Genomic DNA, 16,110 nt, shown 5'->3' with positions numbered 1-16,110 from the left:
AAAAGGCAAATTCGTGAAAGCATGAATTTGCCTTTTTTATTAATCAATAAACTGATTCTTCAGAATTTTAAGAAAAGTTTAATATGACCGTTCGTAACAAAATGATTTTTAGAACAACTATTTAACTATAAATTCAAACTTAATGAAAAAAATAGCACTTAGCGTAGGGATTCTGGCTGCTTTTGCGGCAAATGCCCAATCGATAAAGACCACCATTGATCTGGTGAATGTAAAAGATGATAAAGTAGCCGTTACCATGGAATTTCCAAAGATGAAATCCGGGGATGTGAAATTCCATTTTCCAAAAACAGTTCCGGGAACCTACTCTGAAGATGATTACGGAAGATTCGTTGAAGGTATTAAGTTTTACGATAACAAAGGAAAAGAATTAACCTATACAAAAGTTAATGATAATACTTATGCTTTAAAAAATGCCCAGAATCTAACCAAAGTGACCTATCTGGTAAATGACAGTTTCGATGAAGAAACAGATACGTCAAAACATAAAGCTGTATTTTCACCTTCAGGAACAGATATCGAACAGGGAAAAGTATATCTGATCAACACTCATGGTTTTGTGGGCTATATCGATAATATGCAGGATGTACCCTATCAGCTCGTGATCCAGAAACCAACGGATTTCTACGGAACGACAGCATTGGTTGACCAGGATAAATCTGAATCCACCGACACTTATACTTTGGCCAATTATGCAAAAGTGACCGACTCTCCATTAATGTACACCAAACCTGATTATATTACGTTTAATGCCGGAGGAATGGATCTTGTGTTGGGAGTATATTCACCTTCAGGCAAGTATAAAGCTGCCGATTTTAAAGAAAATTTAGAAAAAATGGTAGTTGCCCAGAAGAAATTCTTAGGGGACATGAATACCAATAAAAAGTACGCCATTATGCTTTATCTTGCAGGTACAGACGGACCTCAGATCAAAGGTTTCGGAGCATTGGAACACCATGAATCTACCAGTGTCGTGCTTCCTGAAATGATGCCGAAAGATGCTATTGATAAGACCTTAACAGATGTTGTTTCCCATGAGTTTTTCCATACCGTGAATCCTCTAAAAACTCATTCTGAAGAAATTCATTATTTTGATTATGCAGATCCGAAAATGTCTCAGCATCTTTGGATGTATGAAGGCGGAACAGAATATTTCGCCAATTTATTCCAGATTCAGGAAGGCCTGATCAATAAGGATGAATTTTTGCAGAGAATTAATGAAAAAATAACCAATTCTAAGAACTACGATGATACGATGCCATTCACTGTTATGAGCAAGAATGTATTAAAAGAGCCTTACAAAGATCAGTACAGAAATGTATATGAAAAAGGAACTCTTTTAGCCATGTGTCTTGATATCGAGTTGAGAAAATTATCAAACGGCGAAATGGGATATCGTGATATGATCAGAAAGTTATCTCAGAGATTTGGAGAAAATAAACCTTTCAAAGACGACAAACTGATTGATGAACTGGTTACTGTTACCGGATATCCTCAAATTAAAGATTTCTATACTAAATATATTGCAGGAAATCAGCCGACTCCTTATGCAGATTATCTGAATCAGGTAGGCGTGGAAATCAAAAAGCAGGAAACTCCTCCTATTTTCTGGTTTGTAAAAGACCCCAGCCAAACCGGGTACAACGAAAAGAACAATACTTTTGTTTTTGACGAAAGCTCAGCATTATCACCTTTCTCGAAAAGCATCGGTTTCAAAATTACAGATGAAGTGGCGGCATTGGACGGTAAAACAATAGATATTAAAAATATTCAAGCTTTTATAGAATATGCCAAAACCATTAAAGACGGGCAGAATGTAACTCTAACAGTCCTTAGAAATAACGGCGGAAAAACTGAAAAAATTGACCTGAAAGGAAAAGCCGTTTTAGATAAACTCACAGTGGAAACACTTCAGTACAAGGCAAATCCTACCCCGGCAGAACTGAAACTACAGACTCAGTGGCTGACCGGTAAGAAATAATACCATCATCATAAAATAATAGACAAGCGGGGAATTTTCTCCGCTTTTTTCAGATCATTGTAAACAAAAATAAAGTAATCTCAGTAACAAGCGATCTGATTTTTATCCCTTCTTTATCGTTATCCTAAAAGTCGTTCCTTTTCCTACTTCGGTTTGTGCAATTTTAATATCCCCATTATGATATTCCTGAATGACTCTTTTAGCCAATGACAATCCCAAACCCCAGCCTCTTTTTTTGGTTGAATATCCTGGTTTAAAAGCATTTCTAGCCTGTTGTTTTGTCATTCCGCTTCCGGTGTCCTGTACTTCGATTAAAATATTTTTATTTCTTTCAAAAACAGACATCGAAATCGAACCTTCCCCTTTCATGGCATCAACCGCATTTTTAACAAGATTTTCAATCACCCAGCTCATCAGAATTTTATTGTGAGGAACTAGGATATTATAATTGGGAAGATGCAGTCCAAAATTTATTTTCCTTGAAATCCTGGTCTTCAAATAATCATAATTTTCCTGAATTGTTTCATTAAAATTCATATCATTTAATTCAGGAATAGAGCCTATTTTAGAGAATCTCTCGGAGATTGTTCTCAGTCTTTCAATATCTTTTTCAATTTCATGTACCCCTTCAGAATCAGGAGTATCCAGCTTCATAATTTCCATCCATCCGATCATCGAAGACAATGGAGTTCCGATCTGATGGGCCGTCTCTTTTGCCAGACCCGCCCACAGATAACCTTCGTCCGTTTTTTTAATCGTCCGTAAAAACCAGAATGAGAAAAGAAAATAACAAAGAATGAAAAAGCCCAATATAAAAGGAGAATACTGAAGATTATTCAGCAACGGAGAGTTATCATAGAAAACAATCTGCTTGTTTCCTTTTACCAGTTCAATTTCAATAGGAACGTAGCTTTTAGCCATTTTATTAGCTAAAGCTTTTATTTCTTCAGGATTATCTCCTATATCCTGAGGAATATTTTTATGTTCAATAATCTGATCGTTTTTATCTAAAATAATCAGGGGAATTGTCGTATTTGAGCTATAAATCTGAAGAAGCAATGCCTGAACTTCCAAATTAGGACTTTCAACTTCCTGCTGAAATTTCAGAGCACTTACCAAAATATCCACCCTTTTAACTTCTTCCTTACGTAAAAAATTAATCAGAATTGTAGATGCAATAACGATCGTCAATACAACAATGGTCATTAAAGTAAAAATAATCCAGTTATTTAATCTGGCAAAGATGGATTTTCTCAAAATAATTTATTTTAAAACATTCAGGATTTTCTGTAATTCAGCACTTCCACCGCCCTGATAGTTATTAATAATGATCGAAAATACATATTTCTTTCCATTTTTAGCGGTATGATAGCCTGCAAAAGATTTTGTATCTCTCATCGTACCGCTTTTCATCTTCATTCCGTTATCCTGTGTCGGAAATCCATCATAATACACATCAAACCAAGGTTGTTTCTGAGCGTACAATAAAGCCTGAACTTCTGCTTTTGCAGAAACATAATTCTGTGGTGAAAGCCCACTTCCATCGGCAAAATTGATCATATTTCCATTAATTCCCTTTCCTTTCCAAAATTCTTTCAGATAAGCTACTCCACTTTTAAAACCCGGATTATCTTTTTTTTCTTTTCCTAATGTTTTAATTAATGTTTCACCATATAAATTGATACTTTTTCTTAAAAACCAGTATACAATTTTATCCAGTGTAGGCGACTGATAGGTAAGAATTATATTATTTTTCGGAACTGTTAAAGTCTGTTTTCCTTCAATTTCCAGCTGGGAATTTGTAATTACCTTTCCGGAAACTTCAATTCCCGATTCTTTCAGCCATTGTTTTACTTCCGTTCCCAACTGCAAAGGAGGATTAGGTGTAGCTCCCGAAACCGTCACCGTTTTACCGGCAGGTAAAGTCCCGTTTATTAAAGCCACTTCAGAATGAGGAGCCGTAAAAATCAGGCTCTGATCAGAGCTTCCTCCTGTTTTCAGGTCATTCAGCCATTTTACGCCTTCCAGAGGATAGGAAAAACTTTTAAAATCCGTTCCACTGATATTGATATCAAACTGATTTTCTTTCCAGTTGATTCCCCAAACCCCTGCTCCGTAATAATTTCCCAAATCATCCCAAGGCCATCCACCAGGAATTGTCTGATGATCAAAATAAGAATCATCAATAACCAAATCTCCGGAAATTTTTGTAATTCCAGAGCTTTTTACAGCGTCGATCAATTTTTTTCTGAAATTTTCCGGCTTATATGAATCATATCTCCAGCTTCCCAGAGTAGGGTCGCCGTTTGAACTGATAAAAAGATTTCCATTGAGCTGACCTCCTGAGATATTCCCGGAATAACCTGAAGTGGTTTTATAAGTATAATTTTTCCCCAGAGTTTCCAGAGCCGCCGCTGCGGTGAATATTTTCTGTGTAGAAGCTGTAGAAAGACCTTTGTTACCCTGATAATCATAGATCTGGTTCCCGTTTTCATCGGCAACATAAAAAGATAAATTGGTTGCAATTGCTCCTGAGGAGTTCATTAAATTTTTTGTAGCTTCATCAAGCTTCTGAGTGATATTCTGAGCAAAAAATATTTGTGTTGACAGGGCAAGTACAGCAACTGTTTTTTTCATTGCGTTTTTGTTTTCTTAATATATAGAGTATGCTTCGACAGGCTCAGCATGACAACGCCACAAAATGACGTTTTAGTATTAGAATGTCATGCTGAACCTGTCGAAGCACCAATTAAACCTTATTCAAATATAATTAAAATACTATTAGAGCCTGTTTAAAATTCTTTCTAATATTTTTATTATATTGATTTTCAATACATATTAATTCTAGTCTTCGACAGGCTCAGACTGACAAACCTAATAATAAATATATGATTTAACGGTGTCAGATTGAGCTTAGCCTGTAGTGAGCTTGTCGAACTATCGAAATCTTAGATATTTTTTGAACTAAATTTAAACATGCTCTTATAATTCTGAACCGGCTTCAATCTCGTAAGGCTCTTTATCTTTCTCAAAAATCCGGGTCAATTCATTTCCTTCAACGGTTATTTTATCGCCGATTCTTCTGATCCAGTTTCCTTCACGCAGCCCTACTACTATCAGATCGTTCTGAGTTAAAAATTCTTTGATTCGGGTTTCTCGGGTTTCTCCGTTATGCTTCAAATCCGGATTAGGGTCAAGATAATGTGGATTTAAGTTAAATGGCACCAATCCCATACAGTCGAAACTTGGCGGATAAACAATGGGCATATCGTTCGTAGTTTTCATATTTTGCCCGCCGATATTACTTCCCGCACTACATCCAAGATAAGGTTTGCCCTTTTCCACATTCTGTTTCAAAACAGACATTAGCCCTTCTTCATGTAATGTTTTTACCAGTAAAAAGGTGTTTCCGCCTCCTGTAAAAAAACCTTTGGCATTATTTAAAGCTTCTGTTTTATCTTCAAACTCATGAAGACCTTGTACTTTGATATTTATTGTTTCAAAGAAAGATCTGGCTTTTGCAGTATACTCGTCATGAGATATTCCGCCCGGTCTCGCAAACGGAACGAATATTATCTCATCAATCCCTTTATATAATTTGATTAATTCTTCTCTCAGGTATTCTAAATATTCTCCCCCGAAAAGTGTAGATGTTGAGGCTAATATGATATTCATACAAAATTAAATTGATTAAAAAAATAGTTGAATGACAAAGATAACTCAAACCTGAACGAATCAAAAATTAAGATAAAAAAAATCGTTTATCCGTTAATATTTTCTAAAAAAACTTAAAGGTTCTAAAATTTAAAATTTTGTGGAATTATTATTGAACTTTAGTTTTTACAATTTGAAAAATGTAAGAATATGAAAATGACTAAAATGAATATCAAAAACCTTTTTTTAGGTTTAATATTAGTAGGAACTGCAAGCTTTGCTAATGCACAAACTACCAAAACAGATACAGTAAACAGCACAACGGCAACCGCTCAAACCGGAAATAATTCTACTATTGACGGTCTAAAAAAACAAATTGAGGCCAATCCAAAAGATACAGAGTCCTTAGCAAAACTTGCTGGTGCTTATCAGGAAGCCGCAGACTGGACGAACGCAGTGGAAACATGGAAAAAAATATCAGCATTATTGCCAGATTGGGCTCCATCTTATTACAGCCAGGCATATGCCTATCAATCTGCTAAAGATGATGCCAACGCAAAAATTGCTTACGAAAAGTATATAGCCACTGTAAAACCAGAGGAGGTGGAACAAAATAAGAAAAATCTAGCCTATGCATACTTTTATTTAGCCTTCGCAGAACAAAAGACTGATCCGGCTAAAGCAAAAGAGCATATTGCTAAGTCGATACAGTATGACCCTACCAATCAGGACGCTGTAAAACTTAACAAAGCTTTAAATTCATAAAAACAAGCAAGATCCGGAATAATTTTCCGGATTTTTTTATATATAGAGCCTGTTTAAAATTCTTTCTAATATTTTTATTATATTGATTTTCAATACATATTAATTCTAGTCTTCGACAGGCTCAGACTGACAAACCTAATACTAAATGTATGATTTAACGGTGTCAGATTGAGCTTAGCCTGTAGTGAGCTTGTCAAACTATCGAAATCTTAGATATTTTTTGAACCAAATTTAAACATGCTCTTATTGATATTTTAATTTTTATATTCAAAAAGGACTCAAATTTATCTAAAAGACACCAGAAAAATTTAGTCAAAAAACTTTTTACTTTTTACTTTTTACTTTTTACTTTTTACTTTTTACTTTTTACTTTTAATACAAATCATCCTTTTTATATTCCAGTGGAGATTTTCCGACGTGTTTTTTAAAGAATTTACTGAAAGATGCCTGATCAGCAAACTTCAGCTGTGAAGCGACTTCACTGACGTTGGAATTTGAATTTCTCAACAATAGCCGGGCTTCCACCGCCAATACCTGATGAATAATATCCCGAGGAGATTTGAACATGGTTTTATTAATGACCTTTGTTAAATATTTTCGGCTGATACAAAGCTGATCGGCATAAAACTGAACATTATGCTGTTCTTTGAAATGTTCCCGAACCAAAATGAAGAAACTTGTTGTAATCTCATCTTCACGATACGTTACCTGATGAGGTTTATCAATTTTTTTAAAGTAATTATCTACCTCATAAACGACCAGCGAAAAATGATGCCAGATCATTTCGTTGAAGTAATAATTATCTTTTTCGGTATTATTTAAAACCTTCAGTTCATCCAGATGGAAATTCATTCTTCGGTATAAATCAGGTTCATTCCGAATGATGTTGGTGGGATCTGAAGAAAGACTTTTCAATACATCATTTGATTTATAATTGAATCCTGCTTCCGAAATAAAATCAAGAGAGAAAAATATATATTTTGCTTTATAATCCGAAGAAATTTTTTCTATACAAATGGTTTCCGCCATCGGGGAAAAAACAATATCTCCTTCTTCTGCTTCATAACTTTTATCTTCCAGTCTAAAGCCGATATTCCCTTTTTGAATCATAAACATGGCAAAATAATCTGACCGGAAAGGTTTATTTAATTCCACAGCATGATTAACCGTTTCAATCTCCATGACCACAAATTCTTTGATCCTTAAATCAAATTCGACCTCCTGAAGAAGTTCTTCAAAGGTAAAAACTGAAATAAATTCGGAAAGCACGGCATTTGATTTTCTGGACATGAAGTGAAAATTACGATGCGAAAGTACTGAATAAAACCATCAAAAAATCAAATATTATATTGAAAACTTGAATCATACTTTTTAAGATTATCTAAAAACAACGGAATATTTTTTACGATCTGGTGGCTATGTAATACTCCTTTCGGAAGATTTTCATTTAATACCAATAAAGCTATTTCAGTAGCGACACAAGCTGTAATCTTACCTTCATTATTTCCGGAAACAGTAAAGTCTGTGGTATTGCCATCTTTATCTTTGGCTACAACCTTTACTCCGTACACATCTGTTCCCAATGGAAAATGGTGAAAACTCCGGATTACCAAATTCTGAACGGTTTCATTTTTAAATAATTTTGTAATTCTCAATTTTCTTAAAATAGCCGTCAGTTCTGTAAACCATTCAACATCAAAAGCCATTCTGGTCTGAATTTTCGGAACATTCAATGTATTGGCTAAAAAATATTGATCTGAAAAATCAAAAAGATAAAAGTTTCGTTTTCCTAAAAGATTCGTGTTTACAGGTTGGGTAAAGCTTTTCATAACCTTAATTTTATTATCAATGGTGAGCCTGTACCGGCTGTCTAAATTATTAAATGTCCATCTGTAAGCAAAGTCGCCATGTTTCTCCCCAAGTCCGAGAAGAATAAAAATATCAATAGAGTCAGTATCTTCAAGTTGAGAAACCGCATATTGAGCCAACAGATTCGTAATTCCAGGCGCTAAACCAACACTTAAAATCACATTTGCATGACCGTGAACAGCCTGGTAATGTAAGGTTTCAATATTCTTCAGTGTTTGATATTGTGCCGAGATATCCACATAAGCAATGCTTTTTGCAATACAATATTCAACAAATTCTGTATTATTCTGATCAAGACACATAATGATCAGTTTTACTTCATTCAGAATTGAAAAATCTTCAGAATTATTGACATCAAACTGAATAGGAATCACTTTTCCATGAAGCTTTTCTGCTAATTTTTTAGCTTTATAAAAACTTCTTCCTGCAACAATGACTTTCTCCGGATAAATTTCAGCTATATTCTCTGCAATAATGCTTCCGACAGCTCCGTAGCCTCCGACAATTAATATTTTACTGCTCATTCTAAATTTTTGAGCAAAGATCGAGGTAAAGATCAGCGGACTGTTATAGAATTCAGGCTTGATGTTATGCAATGATGGAAAATATTCATTGGGAAGTCTTTTTTCATTTACGGGAAACCGTAAAGAACACATTTTTAGTATTTCTACTTTTGAAACGTGAAATAAAAATCACGATACAAACTAAACCATAGAAAACTTTTCATTATAAAACTTTATAACCATAATTATGAACAGCATGATTCAAGATTCCATTTCGAATACTGATGAAATTCTGGAAAGAATTAAATCGGAACTGAAGAACGCCAGGTCAGAAATATTAATTGCCATGGCCTGGTTTACCAATCACGAATTGTATAGCATTATTCAGGAGAAGCTTTCTGAAAACGTAAAGGTTTCATTAATCTTATCCGATCAGCCTGACAATGAAAAACTAGACTTTGATGTATTGGTTAATCAGGGGCTGAACTTTACCCGCATAAAAAATGTCGGTTACGGGATGATGAACCTTAAATTCTGTGTTATCGACCGTACCATTGCGATTTCCGGCTCCTACAACTGGTCTAATAATGCAAAAAACAACCATGAACAGGTATTGGTAACCAATTTCCCTAAAACCGTAAATGAACTGACCGATAGTTTTTTTAAAATAAAAGATCGTGTAGAAAAACTCAACAACGGATACAGTCTTGAGGAAATTGAAAGAGACGAAAAAGCTTTTGTAAGCCCGATCATCACTGAGAAAAATGAAGCAGAAACAAAGCCCCTTAATTTTCAGGAACAGTCGTTAAAAGATTTTAAAGATGTGCTTGATAATATCATTGCTACTGAAGTAGGTTCTTTTGATAAAAATCTGTTAAAAGACAATGCTTATCAGAGGGCCTTTGAAAATCAGGGTGATCATCAGGTGCTTCCTCAGGCAATGGACAGTCTCTATTCGAATTTCATTAACGAAATCGAAGTGATTGCCGAAAAGAAAACGAGACTTAAAAACAGAATCGAAGAACAGCTGAAAGTAAGCATCGGAAATGTAGAAATGAAAACGCAGAACGAAATTGACTCCCTGAACTATAACCTTACAGCAGACCTTCAAAATACTGAAAAGAATATTCAGCAAAACGAAAAGAATATTGAAGAGAAAAAACAGATTGCTGAGTCTACCAACTCGATTAAAATTCCGTTTATACAAGATAAGATTGATTCTTTATTAAAGAAGATCAATGAGCTTAAAGTAGATTTTGTAAAACCTCCTGTGAACTGGCCGTTGACAGCAATATTACTTTTTATGTTTACAATGTTACTTTTCTACATCTTTGTATTTTACTCCTCTGTTGCCTACATTTTTATATTTTCCAAAAACGAAACCTTAGCTGCTATTGATGCAAATATAAAACCTGAAACTCCTGAAGTTTTTGATCCTGAAGCCATATCAAAAATATGGAGTAAAGGAATAGGAGGAATTTTATTTCTTTTTCTCTTTGTCTGTATTCCTTTGGGGCTGGGCATTATGAAAATTATTACTTCAAATAAAGATGAGTCTAATGATATTAAAACTAATCAAAATTCAAAATTCATTAAATTTTATAATAATTATGGAGGTTATTTTTTAATTTTTGTTGTTGACTGTTTTATTGCATACAGAGTTGCCAAAAACATTAATTATATTGACTATATGATGAATCAAACCAATGAAATAATTGGCTTTAAAGATATTATTGTAACAGAAAACTTTTGGTTAGTTTTTATACTTGGAACTTTAGGCGTGTATTTGTTTGGTCTTGTCATGGACAAATTATATCATTCTTATCAAAAAAGAACACAAACTCATCATCAGGAAAAGACAAAATTCATTGTGAGTAAATATGAAGAAGAAATGCTTGTCCATCAGACCCAAATTAATGAGTTAAAAGAAGAAAATGGTAGAATAAATAGTGAAATAGCCTCTTTAGAAAAACAAAACATCGCCCTCATCAAACAATTACAAGAGCTTCCGATACAGGCAAATACAAAAATCAATAATCTCAAACAGCTTTTATTATCCTTTACAGAAAAAGTAGAAAATCTGGCCCATATTTATCAAAGTCAGGTAGATAATGATAAACTTCCTGTATCAAAAGCTGAAATGAAAAATAGGGTGAATATTTTCATGGAAGGCTGGAGTAAATATTTATTTGAAATCTATGCAATACACAAAGCAGAAGCTAAGACTACAGAAGCCATCAGAGAATGTGAAAACTGGCTGAGTATAACCAATATTCAAAAAAGTTTTAATTCTGAATTTGCACAAAATTAATTTTATAAATCATGAAAAACATATTTTATTTTTTATTATATATCATTATAATTTCCTTGAATACAATTTGTTGCAAAAAAGAAGACTGTAACGAGATTGTCAATAAAGTTTCAAAAACATATGACTTTAATGTATTATTAGTACCGGATTTGTCCAACAGAATCAATCCTGATATCCATCCAAAACCTATACACGATACCCTTTTGCTAAATACAGTCATTGATAGTATCGGAAATTTTCTTACCGTTAATAACAGGCGAATGAATCAGTTGGATAGTTATAAATTTGATTTTATTAATCGTGGAGTTCTTAATAATTCCCAAGTAGCTGATGCCAAAAATCTTCAAATCAATTTCAGAGAATTTAAAGGAAAAATAAGAGATGCTTCTAATTTTAAAAGACATCATTTAAAACCAGCTATTTCCATTTTTAAAAAAAATATATCAAAAATTTACACTTATTCTCTTAAAAACCCCGCAGGATCAGATGTATGGAATTATCTCAATCAAACAATAACTCCTTCTCTAATTAATGAGCCCAGTATAACTATTTCTAATGGAAAAAACAGCATCATCAAGAACACCAAAAATGTAGTGGTTCTTTTCACAGATGGCTATATAGAAAGTGCTAACAACAGTGCCGGATATACTTTTGATCAACAGTCTATAAAAAAAATACGACAGGAATTTATCAATAGTAAATCGGTAGATCTTGAAAAATTTATTCAATCAAAACCGGAATATCTAATTAAAAAAACCAGTAATAATTTGAAAAATGTGAATGTTCTGGTCTTAGAAATGGTTGACAGATCACTTGATAAGAACGGTTCAACAACGGTACAGCCTACAGATTTTGAAATCATGAAAATTATATGGACCCAGTGGCTGAAAAGCTCTGGAGCGGCTCATGTAGAAATATATCCAGCCTTTTCCAAAAGAACTGATGCCTATGATGCCGTAAAAAAATTCATGATCGAAATCAGCAACAACTAAACTTCTATAATCAATTCTTTATCATAACCATTGTATTTTTCATCGATATAGCCGTGAGGATTGCAGATAATTTCTGTTTCGCCAATTCTGTATCTGCAAGGTGTGTGAATATGTCCGTGAATCCAGTACAATGGTTTTTGCTTTATAATAAAATCTTCAAAATCTGACGCATAGGCTGAGGTAAGCGGATCTTCTTTATACTGCTCCGGAACAGACCGGATGCTCGGTGCGTGATGGGTAACGACTATATTTTTCAGACCTTCCGAGCTTTCAAGACTTTCCGTAAGTCATACCTTTGAAAGCTGGTGTATTTTAAATATATCAACCGATCTCATTTTAGAATACGACGGATCTCTTCTGATCTGTTTATAATCATTCATCCCATTTTGACAGATAAAGCCATAATGCATAGGGTTTCCAAAAAGGGAAAAATCTGTCCATAATGTAGTTCCGTGAAAACGTATCCCATCAATATCGACAAAAGAATTTTCAAGCACAAACACATTAGAATTTTGCGCAGCATCTTTTATTTTGTTTAAAGTCTTCGGATATGAGCCTTTATAATACTCATGATTTCCAAGAACATAGATAACAGGTTTATCCGGGATTTTAGTTTTAATCCATTCAATACCTTTTGTTCCGAGATTGACATCTCCAGCCAGTACAACCACATCTGCATGATCAAAAGAGAGATCTGTCAGTCCGAATTCCTGATGCAGATCGCTGATGATTTGAATTTTCATGCTGCTAAAATAAAAAAGAATCAGCATAATACCGATCCTTTCTTTTATATAGTTTTAATTTTTCAGATGGCTGGAAGATCAAGGTTAGAAGTTTACTGACAGCGATTGAAAAGATAACTTTATCCTAGCCCTGATCGTCGCATTTGTCTGAGCTCATTTTTGTGGTTTCTGCGGGCCTTTGGCCCGCAGAAACCACAAAAATAGCGAGTGCAAAGAGCAGGAAAAAGCTTCAAATAAAAGCGTCGCCAGGCTCACTGTTACTCCATCTTAAGAAACCGCTATAACTGCTTTTTTCACTTTTATGCTTTTAAATATAAAATACAACAACATTCCCAGCGCCAATACTGCATAAGCTACTAAAATCATAACACTCAGTTCTCCTACCGCATATTTTGACGGAAAAATCTGGCTCATCAAGGTCATGAATGACAAACCTATTCCTGCTCCTAAGAAATAACTTGTAGAACTTAAGCTTGAAGCCACGCCGTAACTTGAAGGATCAGCATCCTGAATTCCTAAAACCGACAGAGCAGTAAAACAGAAAGTCATTCCGATTCCTGAAATACAGGCTGCCCCCAATAAAACAACCGTCAGCGGATGTCCCGTATAAACCGAGATCAGTAATGTCAAAGCACCTGTCAGCATAAATAGCCATCCAAAAACGCCCATCTGCGAAGAATTTAATCTTTTGGAAACGTGAGGGAGTATAAATTTGGCCACCAAAGCCGACATTACACTGAAAGGAACCAACATTAACCCCGCTGAAGCTGCACTGTGATTCATATCTTTCTGCAACATTAATGAGATTAAAAATAAAAATCCGATGAAAAATGCACCTAATGCTACAAATGCGATATTCGCGATCACCAGTGATTTGTATCTGAATAATTTCAGATCAATTAAGGGTTCAGAAATTGATTTCAACCGGTAAAATACCATTAATAACAATACAATTGCCAGTACCAGAGAGCCTGCAATCATAAACGGCTGTTCTTTGATATGGATGAGTTCATGCGTCCCATAGGTTAAGCTCAACAGTCCTACCACCAATAATATGCCTGAAAATATATCTGTTTTTTGAGTATTTCCTGCTTTTTCATCTTTTGGGAGATACTGATAGGCAAGAATCAGGGTAACTAATAAAATAGGAACATTGATCAGAAAGACCCAATGCCAACTCAGATAAGTACTGATGATACCGCCGATAGACAAACCACTACCCGATCCGATGGCAGCAAAAGAACTGAAAATTCCAATCGCACGGTTACGCTCCTGGTCTTCTTTGAAGGTATTGGTCACAATAGACATTGCCGAAGGCATGATAAAGGCAGCCCCCAACCCTTGAAGCGCTCTGAAAATAGCTAAAGTTTCAAAACTTGCAGATAATCCGGCTCCTAAGGATGTCAGCATGAAAATTAACCCTCCTATCAAAAATATTTTCTTTCTTCCGATCTGATCCGAAAGTTTCCCTCCGATAATTAAAAAACCACCGAAAAATAATACATATAAGGTCTGAAGCCACTGAACCATCTCAGCTCCAATACCAAACTGTTTCTGAATAGCAGGAATCGTTAAATTAATAATGGCAATATCCAAAGCCTCTACAAAAGTTCCCACCGATGCTAAAATTAATATCAAATTTTTCCTTGCGTCCATAATATTCAAATTTCCTGCAAAATTATATTTAATAGAACATTTATAAAAATTAAGTGGTAAATTTGGAACATATTTACATTTTAAACCTCTTTAAAAGAACAAATATTCTTTTAAGCAATACTTACTTCCTAAAAACAGAACAAATGGCAACAGAAAATTACAGTCCTGACGAAAAAGACCTATCAATCCTGAGAATTTTGCAGAAAGATGCCAAACTAAGCGTCCGTGATATTGCCAACAGAATTAATCTGAGCCCCACACCTACTCATGAGCGTATCAAACGTATGGAAAAACTTGGAATCATTAAAGAATACACAACTGTTGTAGACCGCAAAAAAGTGAATAAAGGGATGATGGTCATTTGTATGATTGCACTGAATGCTCATAATAAAAAAATGGCAGGACAGTTTATTGAAGAAGTGAGCAAGCTGAAAGAAGTCGTGGAATTTTATAATATCAGTGGTGATTTTGATTTCATGCTGAAGATTCTGGCTCCCAATATGGATGAATTTCATGAATTTTTTGTCAATAAACTATCCGAAATTGAAGGAATCGGACAGACAAAAAGTATTTTCGTCATGAATAGCATCAAGGAAAGTCCGCAAATTCTTTGATTTTCTATTGTAGTATAATCTAAATTTTCTCATCCTGATTTATAAGATAAACTGAACAGATATTCTAAATTCCGAATGAAAAATGTATAATTTTTAAGGCTTTTTTAATACTTCAGTTATTATTTTAATGCTAAAAAAGGTTAACTTGAACTATCATTAAACTTACAAATTATGCCTTGGAATCCCGATATTTATAATCAATTTAAAAATATACGCTTCAAACCTTTTTTTGATCTTGCCGATCTGATCCGGAATAAACCACAGATGAAAGCCATCGATCTGGGATGTGGAACCGGTGAGCAAACAGCTATTCTTGCCGAAAAATTTCCTGACGCAACATGGGTAGGCATTGATTCTTCTGCTGAAATGCTTGAAAAATCAAAAGGTCTTGAAAATGACCGCCTTCATTTCCGACAGGCAACTACCGAAGAGGTATTGGACAGCGACGAAAAATGGGATCTTATTTTCAGCAATGCTGCACTCCAATGGTCTGATGATCATCAAAAACTTTTCCCCACTTTGATTTCGAGGTTGGAAACCGGCGGTCAGCTGGCTATTCAAATGCCTTACCAGCCGGGGAATATCCTGAATCAAATATTATTCGAGCTGGCCAACGAAGAGCCTTTCAAAACTCAGCTCAATAGCTGGAACCGCCCATCTGCAGTCCTCTCCATTGATGAATATGCACAGATTTTATTTGAAAATGGAATCGAAGATCTTAATCTCTCGCAAAAAGTATATCCTATTATTGCCGAAGATCATGAGACACTATTCAATTTTATATCAGGATCGGCTTTGATTCCTTATCTGGAAAAATTGAATGATGAGCAGCAACAGCTTTTCACAAAAGAATTCAAACAACGAATTGCGAAAAACTTCACCAAGCTCCCAGCTATTTATTCTTTTAAAAGGATTTTGATGTATGGAAGGAAAAAATAGAAATAGCGGCTCAGTTAAGCCGCCATTTTTTATTAAAACACACTGTATTATCAATATTAATCAGC

General features: G+C 34.6%; 14 protein-coding genes. 6 read left to right on the top strand and 8 right to left on the bottom strand.

The features are described 5' to 3' along the window. The first annotated feature begins 142 nt into the window (after positions 1 to 142). Complete coding sequence (locus M2373_RS00280; RefSeq protein ID WP_259106295.1) at positions 143 to 1,999, top strand: peptidase M61; 1,857 nt, start codon at positions 143 to 145, stop codon at positions 1,997 to 1,999. Between the two features lie 102 nt (positions 2,000 to 2,101). Here M2373_RS00280 and M2373_RS00275 read toward each other — a convergent pair whose 3' ends face one another. The 3 genes from M2373_RS00275 to pepE all read right to left on the bottom strand — a co-directional run bounded on the left by M2373_RS00275 (position 2,102) and on the right by pepE (position 5,674). Further along, positions 2,102 to 3,259, bottom strand: a complete 1,158-nt coding sequence (locus tag M2373_RS00275) for a HAMP domain-containing sensor histidine kinase (RefSeq protein WP_259107581.1) — start codon at positions 3,257 to 3,259, stop codon at positions 2,102 to 2,104. Between the two features lie 3 nt (positions 3,260 to 3,262). Continuing rightward, complete coding sequence (dacB, locus tag M2373_RS00270) at positions 3,263 to 4,636, bottom strand: D-alanyl-D-alanine carboxypeptidase/D-alanyl-D-alanine-endopeptidase (RefSeq protein WP_259106293.1); 1,374 nt, start codon at positions 4,634 to 4,636, stop codon at positions 3,263 to 3,265. Between the two features lie 345 nt (positions 4,637 to 4,981). Continuing rightward, entirely contained in the window at positions 4,982 to 5,674 is a 693-nt protein-coding gene (pepE, locus tag M2373_RS00265) for a dipeptidase PepE (protein ID WP_259106291.1), read from the bottom strand. Between the two features lie 189 nt (positions 5,675 to 5,863). Here pepE and M2373_RS00260 point away from each other — a divergent pair, with 189 nt between their 5' ends. Next, on the top strand, positions 5,864 to 6,418 hold the full coding sequence (locus M2373_RS00260) for a tetratricopeptide repeat protein (RefSeq protein WP_259106289.1): 555 nt from the start codon (positions 5,864 to 5,866) through the stop codon (positions 6,416 to 6,418). A 372-nt stretch (positions 6,419 to 6,790) separates the two neighbouring features. Here the strand turns inward: M2373_RS00260 and M2373_RS00255 are convergent, their stop codons facing one another. Together M2373_RS00255 and M2373_RS00250 are read right to left on the bottom strand one after the other, a co-directional pair. Next, positions 6,791 to 7,708, bottom strand: a complete 918-nt coding sequence (locus M2373_RS00255; protein ID WP_259106287.1) for an AraC family transcriptional regulator — start codon at positions 7,706 to 7,708, stop codon at positions 6,791 to 6,793. 47 nt (positions 7,709 to 7,755) lie between these two features. After that, positions 7,756 to 8,811 (bottom strand): saccharopine dehydrogenase family protein, encoded by a 1,056-nt coding sequence (locus M2373_RS00250; protein WP_259106285.1) that lies wholly within the window; start codon positions 8,809 to 8,811, stop codon positions 7,756 to 7,758. 235 nt (positions 8,812 to 9,046) lie between these two features. On the opposite strand from M2373_RS00250, the gene M2373_RS00245 reads away from it, so the two are divergent. After that, positions 9,047 to 11,101: a phospholipase D-like domain-containing protein gene (locus tag M2373_RS00245; protein WP_259106283.1), complete on the top strand. Its 2,055-nt coding sequence runs from the start codon at positions 9,047 to 9,049 to the stop codon at positions 11,099 to 11,101. Positions 11,102 to 11,112: 11 nt separating this feature from the next. Beyond that, positions 11,113 to 12,093, top strand: coding sequence for a hypothetical protein (locus tag M2373_RS00240; RefSeq protein WP_259106281.1), 981 nt, complete (start codon positions 11,113 to 11,115; stop codon positions 12,091 to 12,093). Here M2373_RS00240 and M2373_RS00235 read toward each other — a convergent pair. The 3 genes from M2373_RS00235 to M2373_RS00225 form a co-directional block, all read right to left on the bottom strand. Next, positions 12,090 to 12,224 carry a hypothetical protein gene (locus M2373_RS00235; protein WP_259106279.1) on the bottom strand — a complete coding sequence of 45 codons (135 nt, stop codon included), beginning with the start codon at positions 12,222 to 12,224 and terminating at the stop codon, positions 12,090 to 12,092. The two genes, M2373_RS00240 and M2373_RS00235, sit on opposite strands and share 4 nt — an antisense overlap. 156 nt (positions 12,225 to 12,380) lie before the next feature. Further along, positions 12,381 to 12,836, bottom strand: coding sequence for a metallophosphoesterase (locus M2373_RS00230; RefSeq protein ID WP_259106277.1), 456 nt, complete (start codon positions 12,834 to 12,836; stop codon positions 12,381 to 12,383). A 267-nt stretch (positions 12,837 to 13,103) separates the two neighbouring features. After that, positions 13,104 to 14,492, bottom strand: a complete 1,389-nt coding sequence (locus M2373_RS00225; RefSeq protein WP_259106275.1) for an MFS transporter — start codon at positions 14,490 to 14,492, stop codon at positions 13,104 to 13,106. Between the two features lie 143 nt (positions 14,493 to 14,635). Between M2373_RS00225 and M2373_RS00220 the strand changes: the two genes are divergently transcribed. Then, complete coding sequence (locus M2373_RS00220) at positions 14,636 to 15,106, top strand: Lrp/AsnC family transcriptional regulator (RefSeq protein ID WP_259106273.1); 471 nt, start codon at positions 14,636 to 14,638, stop codon at positions 15,104 to 15,106. 171 nt (positions 15,107 to 15,277) lie between these two features. Next, positions 15,278 to 16,045 (top strand): methyltransferase domain-containing protein, encoded by a 768-nt coding sequence (locus M2373_RS00215; protein WP_259106271.1) that lies wholly within the window; start codon positions 15,278 to 15,280, stop codon positions 16,043 to 16,045. Positions 16,046 to 16,110 lie beyond the last annotated feature (65 nt).

It is taken from the genome of Chryseobacterium sp. JUb7 (genome assembly GCF_024806495.1).
Lineage (GTDB): Bacteria > Bacteroidota > Bacteroidia > Flavobacteriales > Weeksellaceae > Chryseobacterium.
The sequence above is the reverse complement of the archived record's forward strand: the minus strand, read 5'-3'. Positions and strand labels throughout refer to the sequence as shown.

Coding starts and splice junctions, on each gene's coding strand:
- pepE (WP_259106291.1), bottom strand. CDS start 5,674: ATGAATATCATATTAGCCTCAACATCTACACTTTTCGGGGGAGAATAT.
- M2373_RS00240 (WP_259106281.1), top strand. CDS start 11,113: ATGAAAAACATATTTTATTTTTTATTATATATCATTATAATTTCCTTG.
- M2373_RS00260 (WP_259106289.1), top strand. CDS start 5,864: ATGAAAATGACTAAAATGAATATCAAAAACCTTTTTTTAGGTTTAATA.
- dacB (WP_259106293.1), bottom strand. CDS start 4,636: ATGAAAAAAACAGTTGCTGTACTTGCCCTGTCAACACAAATATTTTTT.
- M2373_RS00255 (WP_259106287.1), bottom strand. CDS start 7,708: ATGTCCAGAAAATCAAATGCCGTGCTTTCCGAATTTATTTCAGTTTTT.
- M2373_RS00245 (WP_259106283.1), top strand. CDS start 9,047: ATGATTCAAGATTCCATTTCGAATACTGATGAAATTCTGGAAAGAATT.
- M2373_RS00250 (WP_259106285.1), bottom strand. CDS start 8,811: ATGAGCAGTAAAATATTAATTGTCGGAGGCTACGGAGCTGTCGGAAGC.
- M2373_RS00220 (WP_259106273.1), top strand. CDS start 14,636: ATGGCAACAGAAAATTACAGTCCTGACGAAAAAGACCTATCAATCCTG.
- M2373_RS00215 (WP_259106271.1), top strand. CDS start 15,278: ATGCCTTGGAATCCCGATATTTATAATCAATTTAAAAATATACGCTTC.
- M2373_RS00230 (WP_259106277.1), bottom strand. CDS start 12,836: ATGAAAATTCAAATCATCAGCGATCTGCATCAGGAATTCGGACTGACA.
- M2373_RS00280 (WP_259106295.1), top strand. CDS start 143: ATGAAAAAAATAGCACTTAGCGTAGGGATTCTGGCTGCTTTTGCGGCA.
- M2373_RS00225 (WP_259106275.1), bottom strand. CDS start 14,492: ATGGACGCAAGGAAAAATTTGATATTAATTTTAGCATCGGTGGGAACT.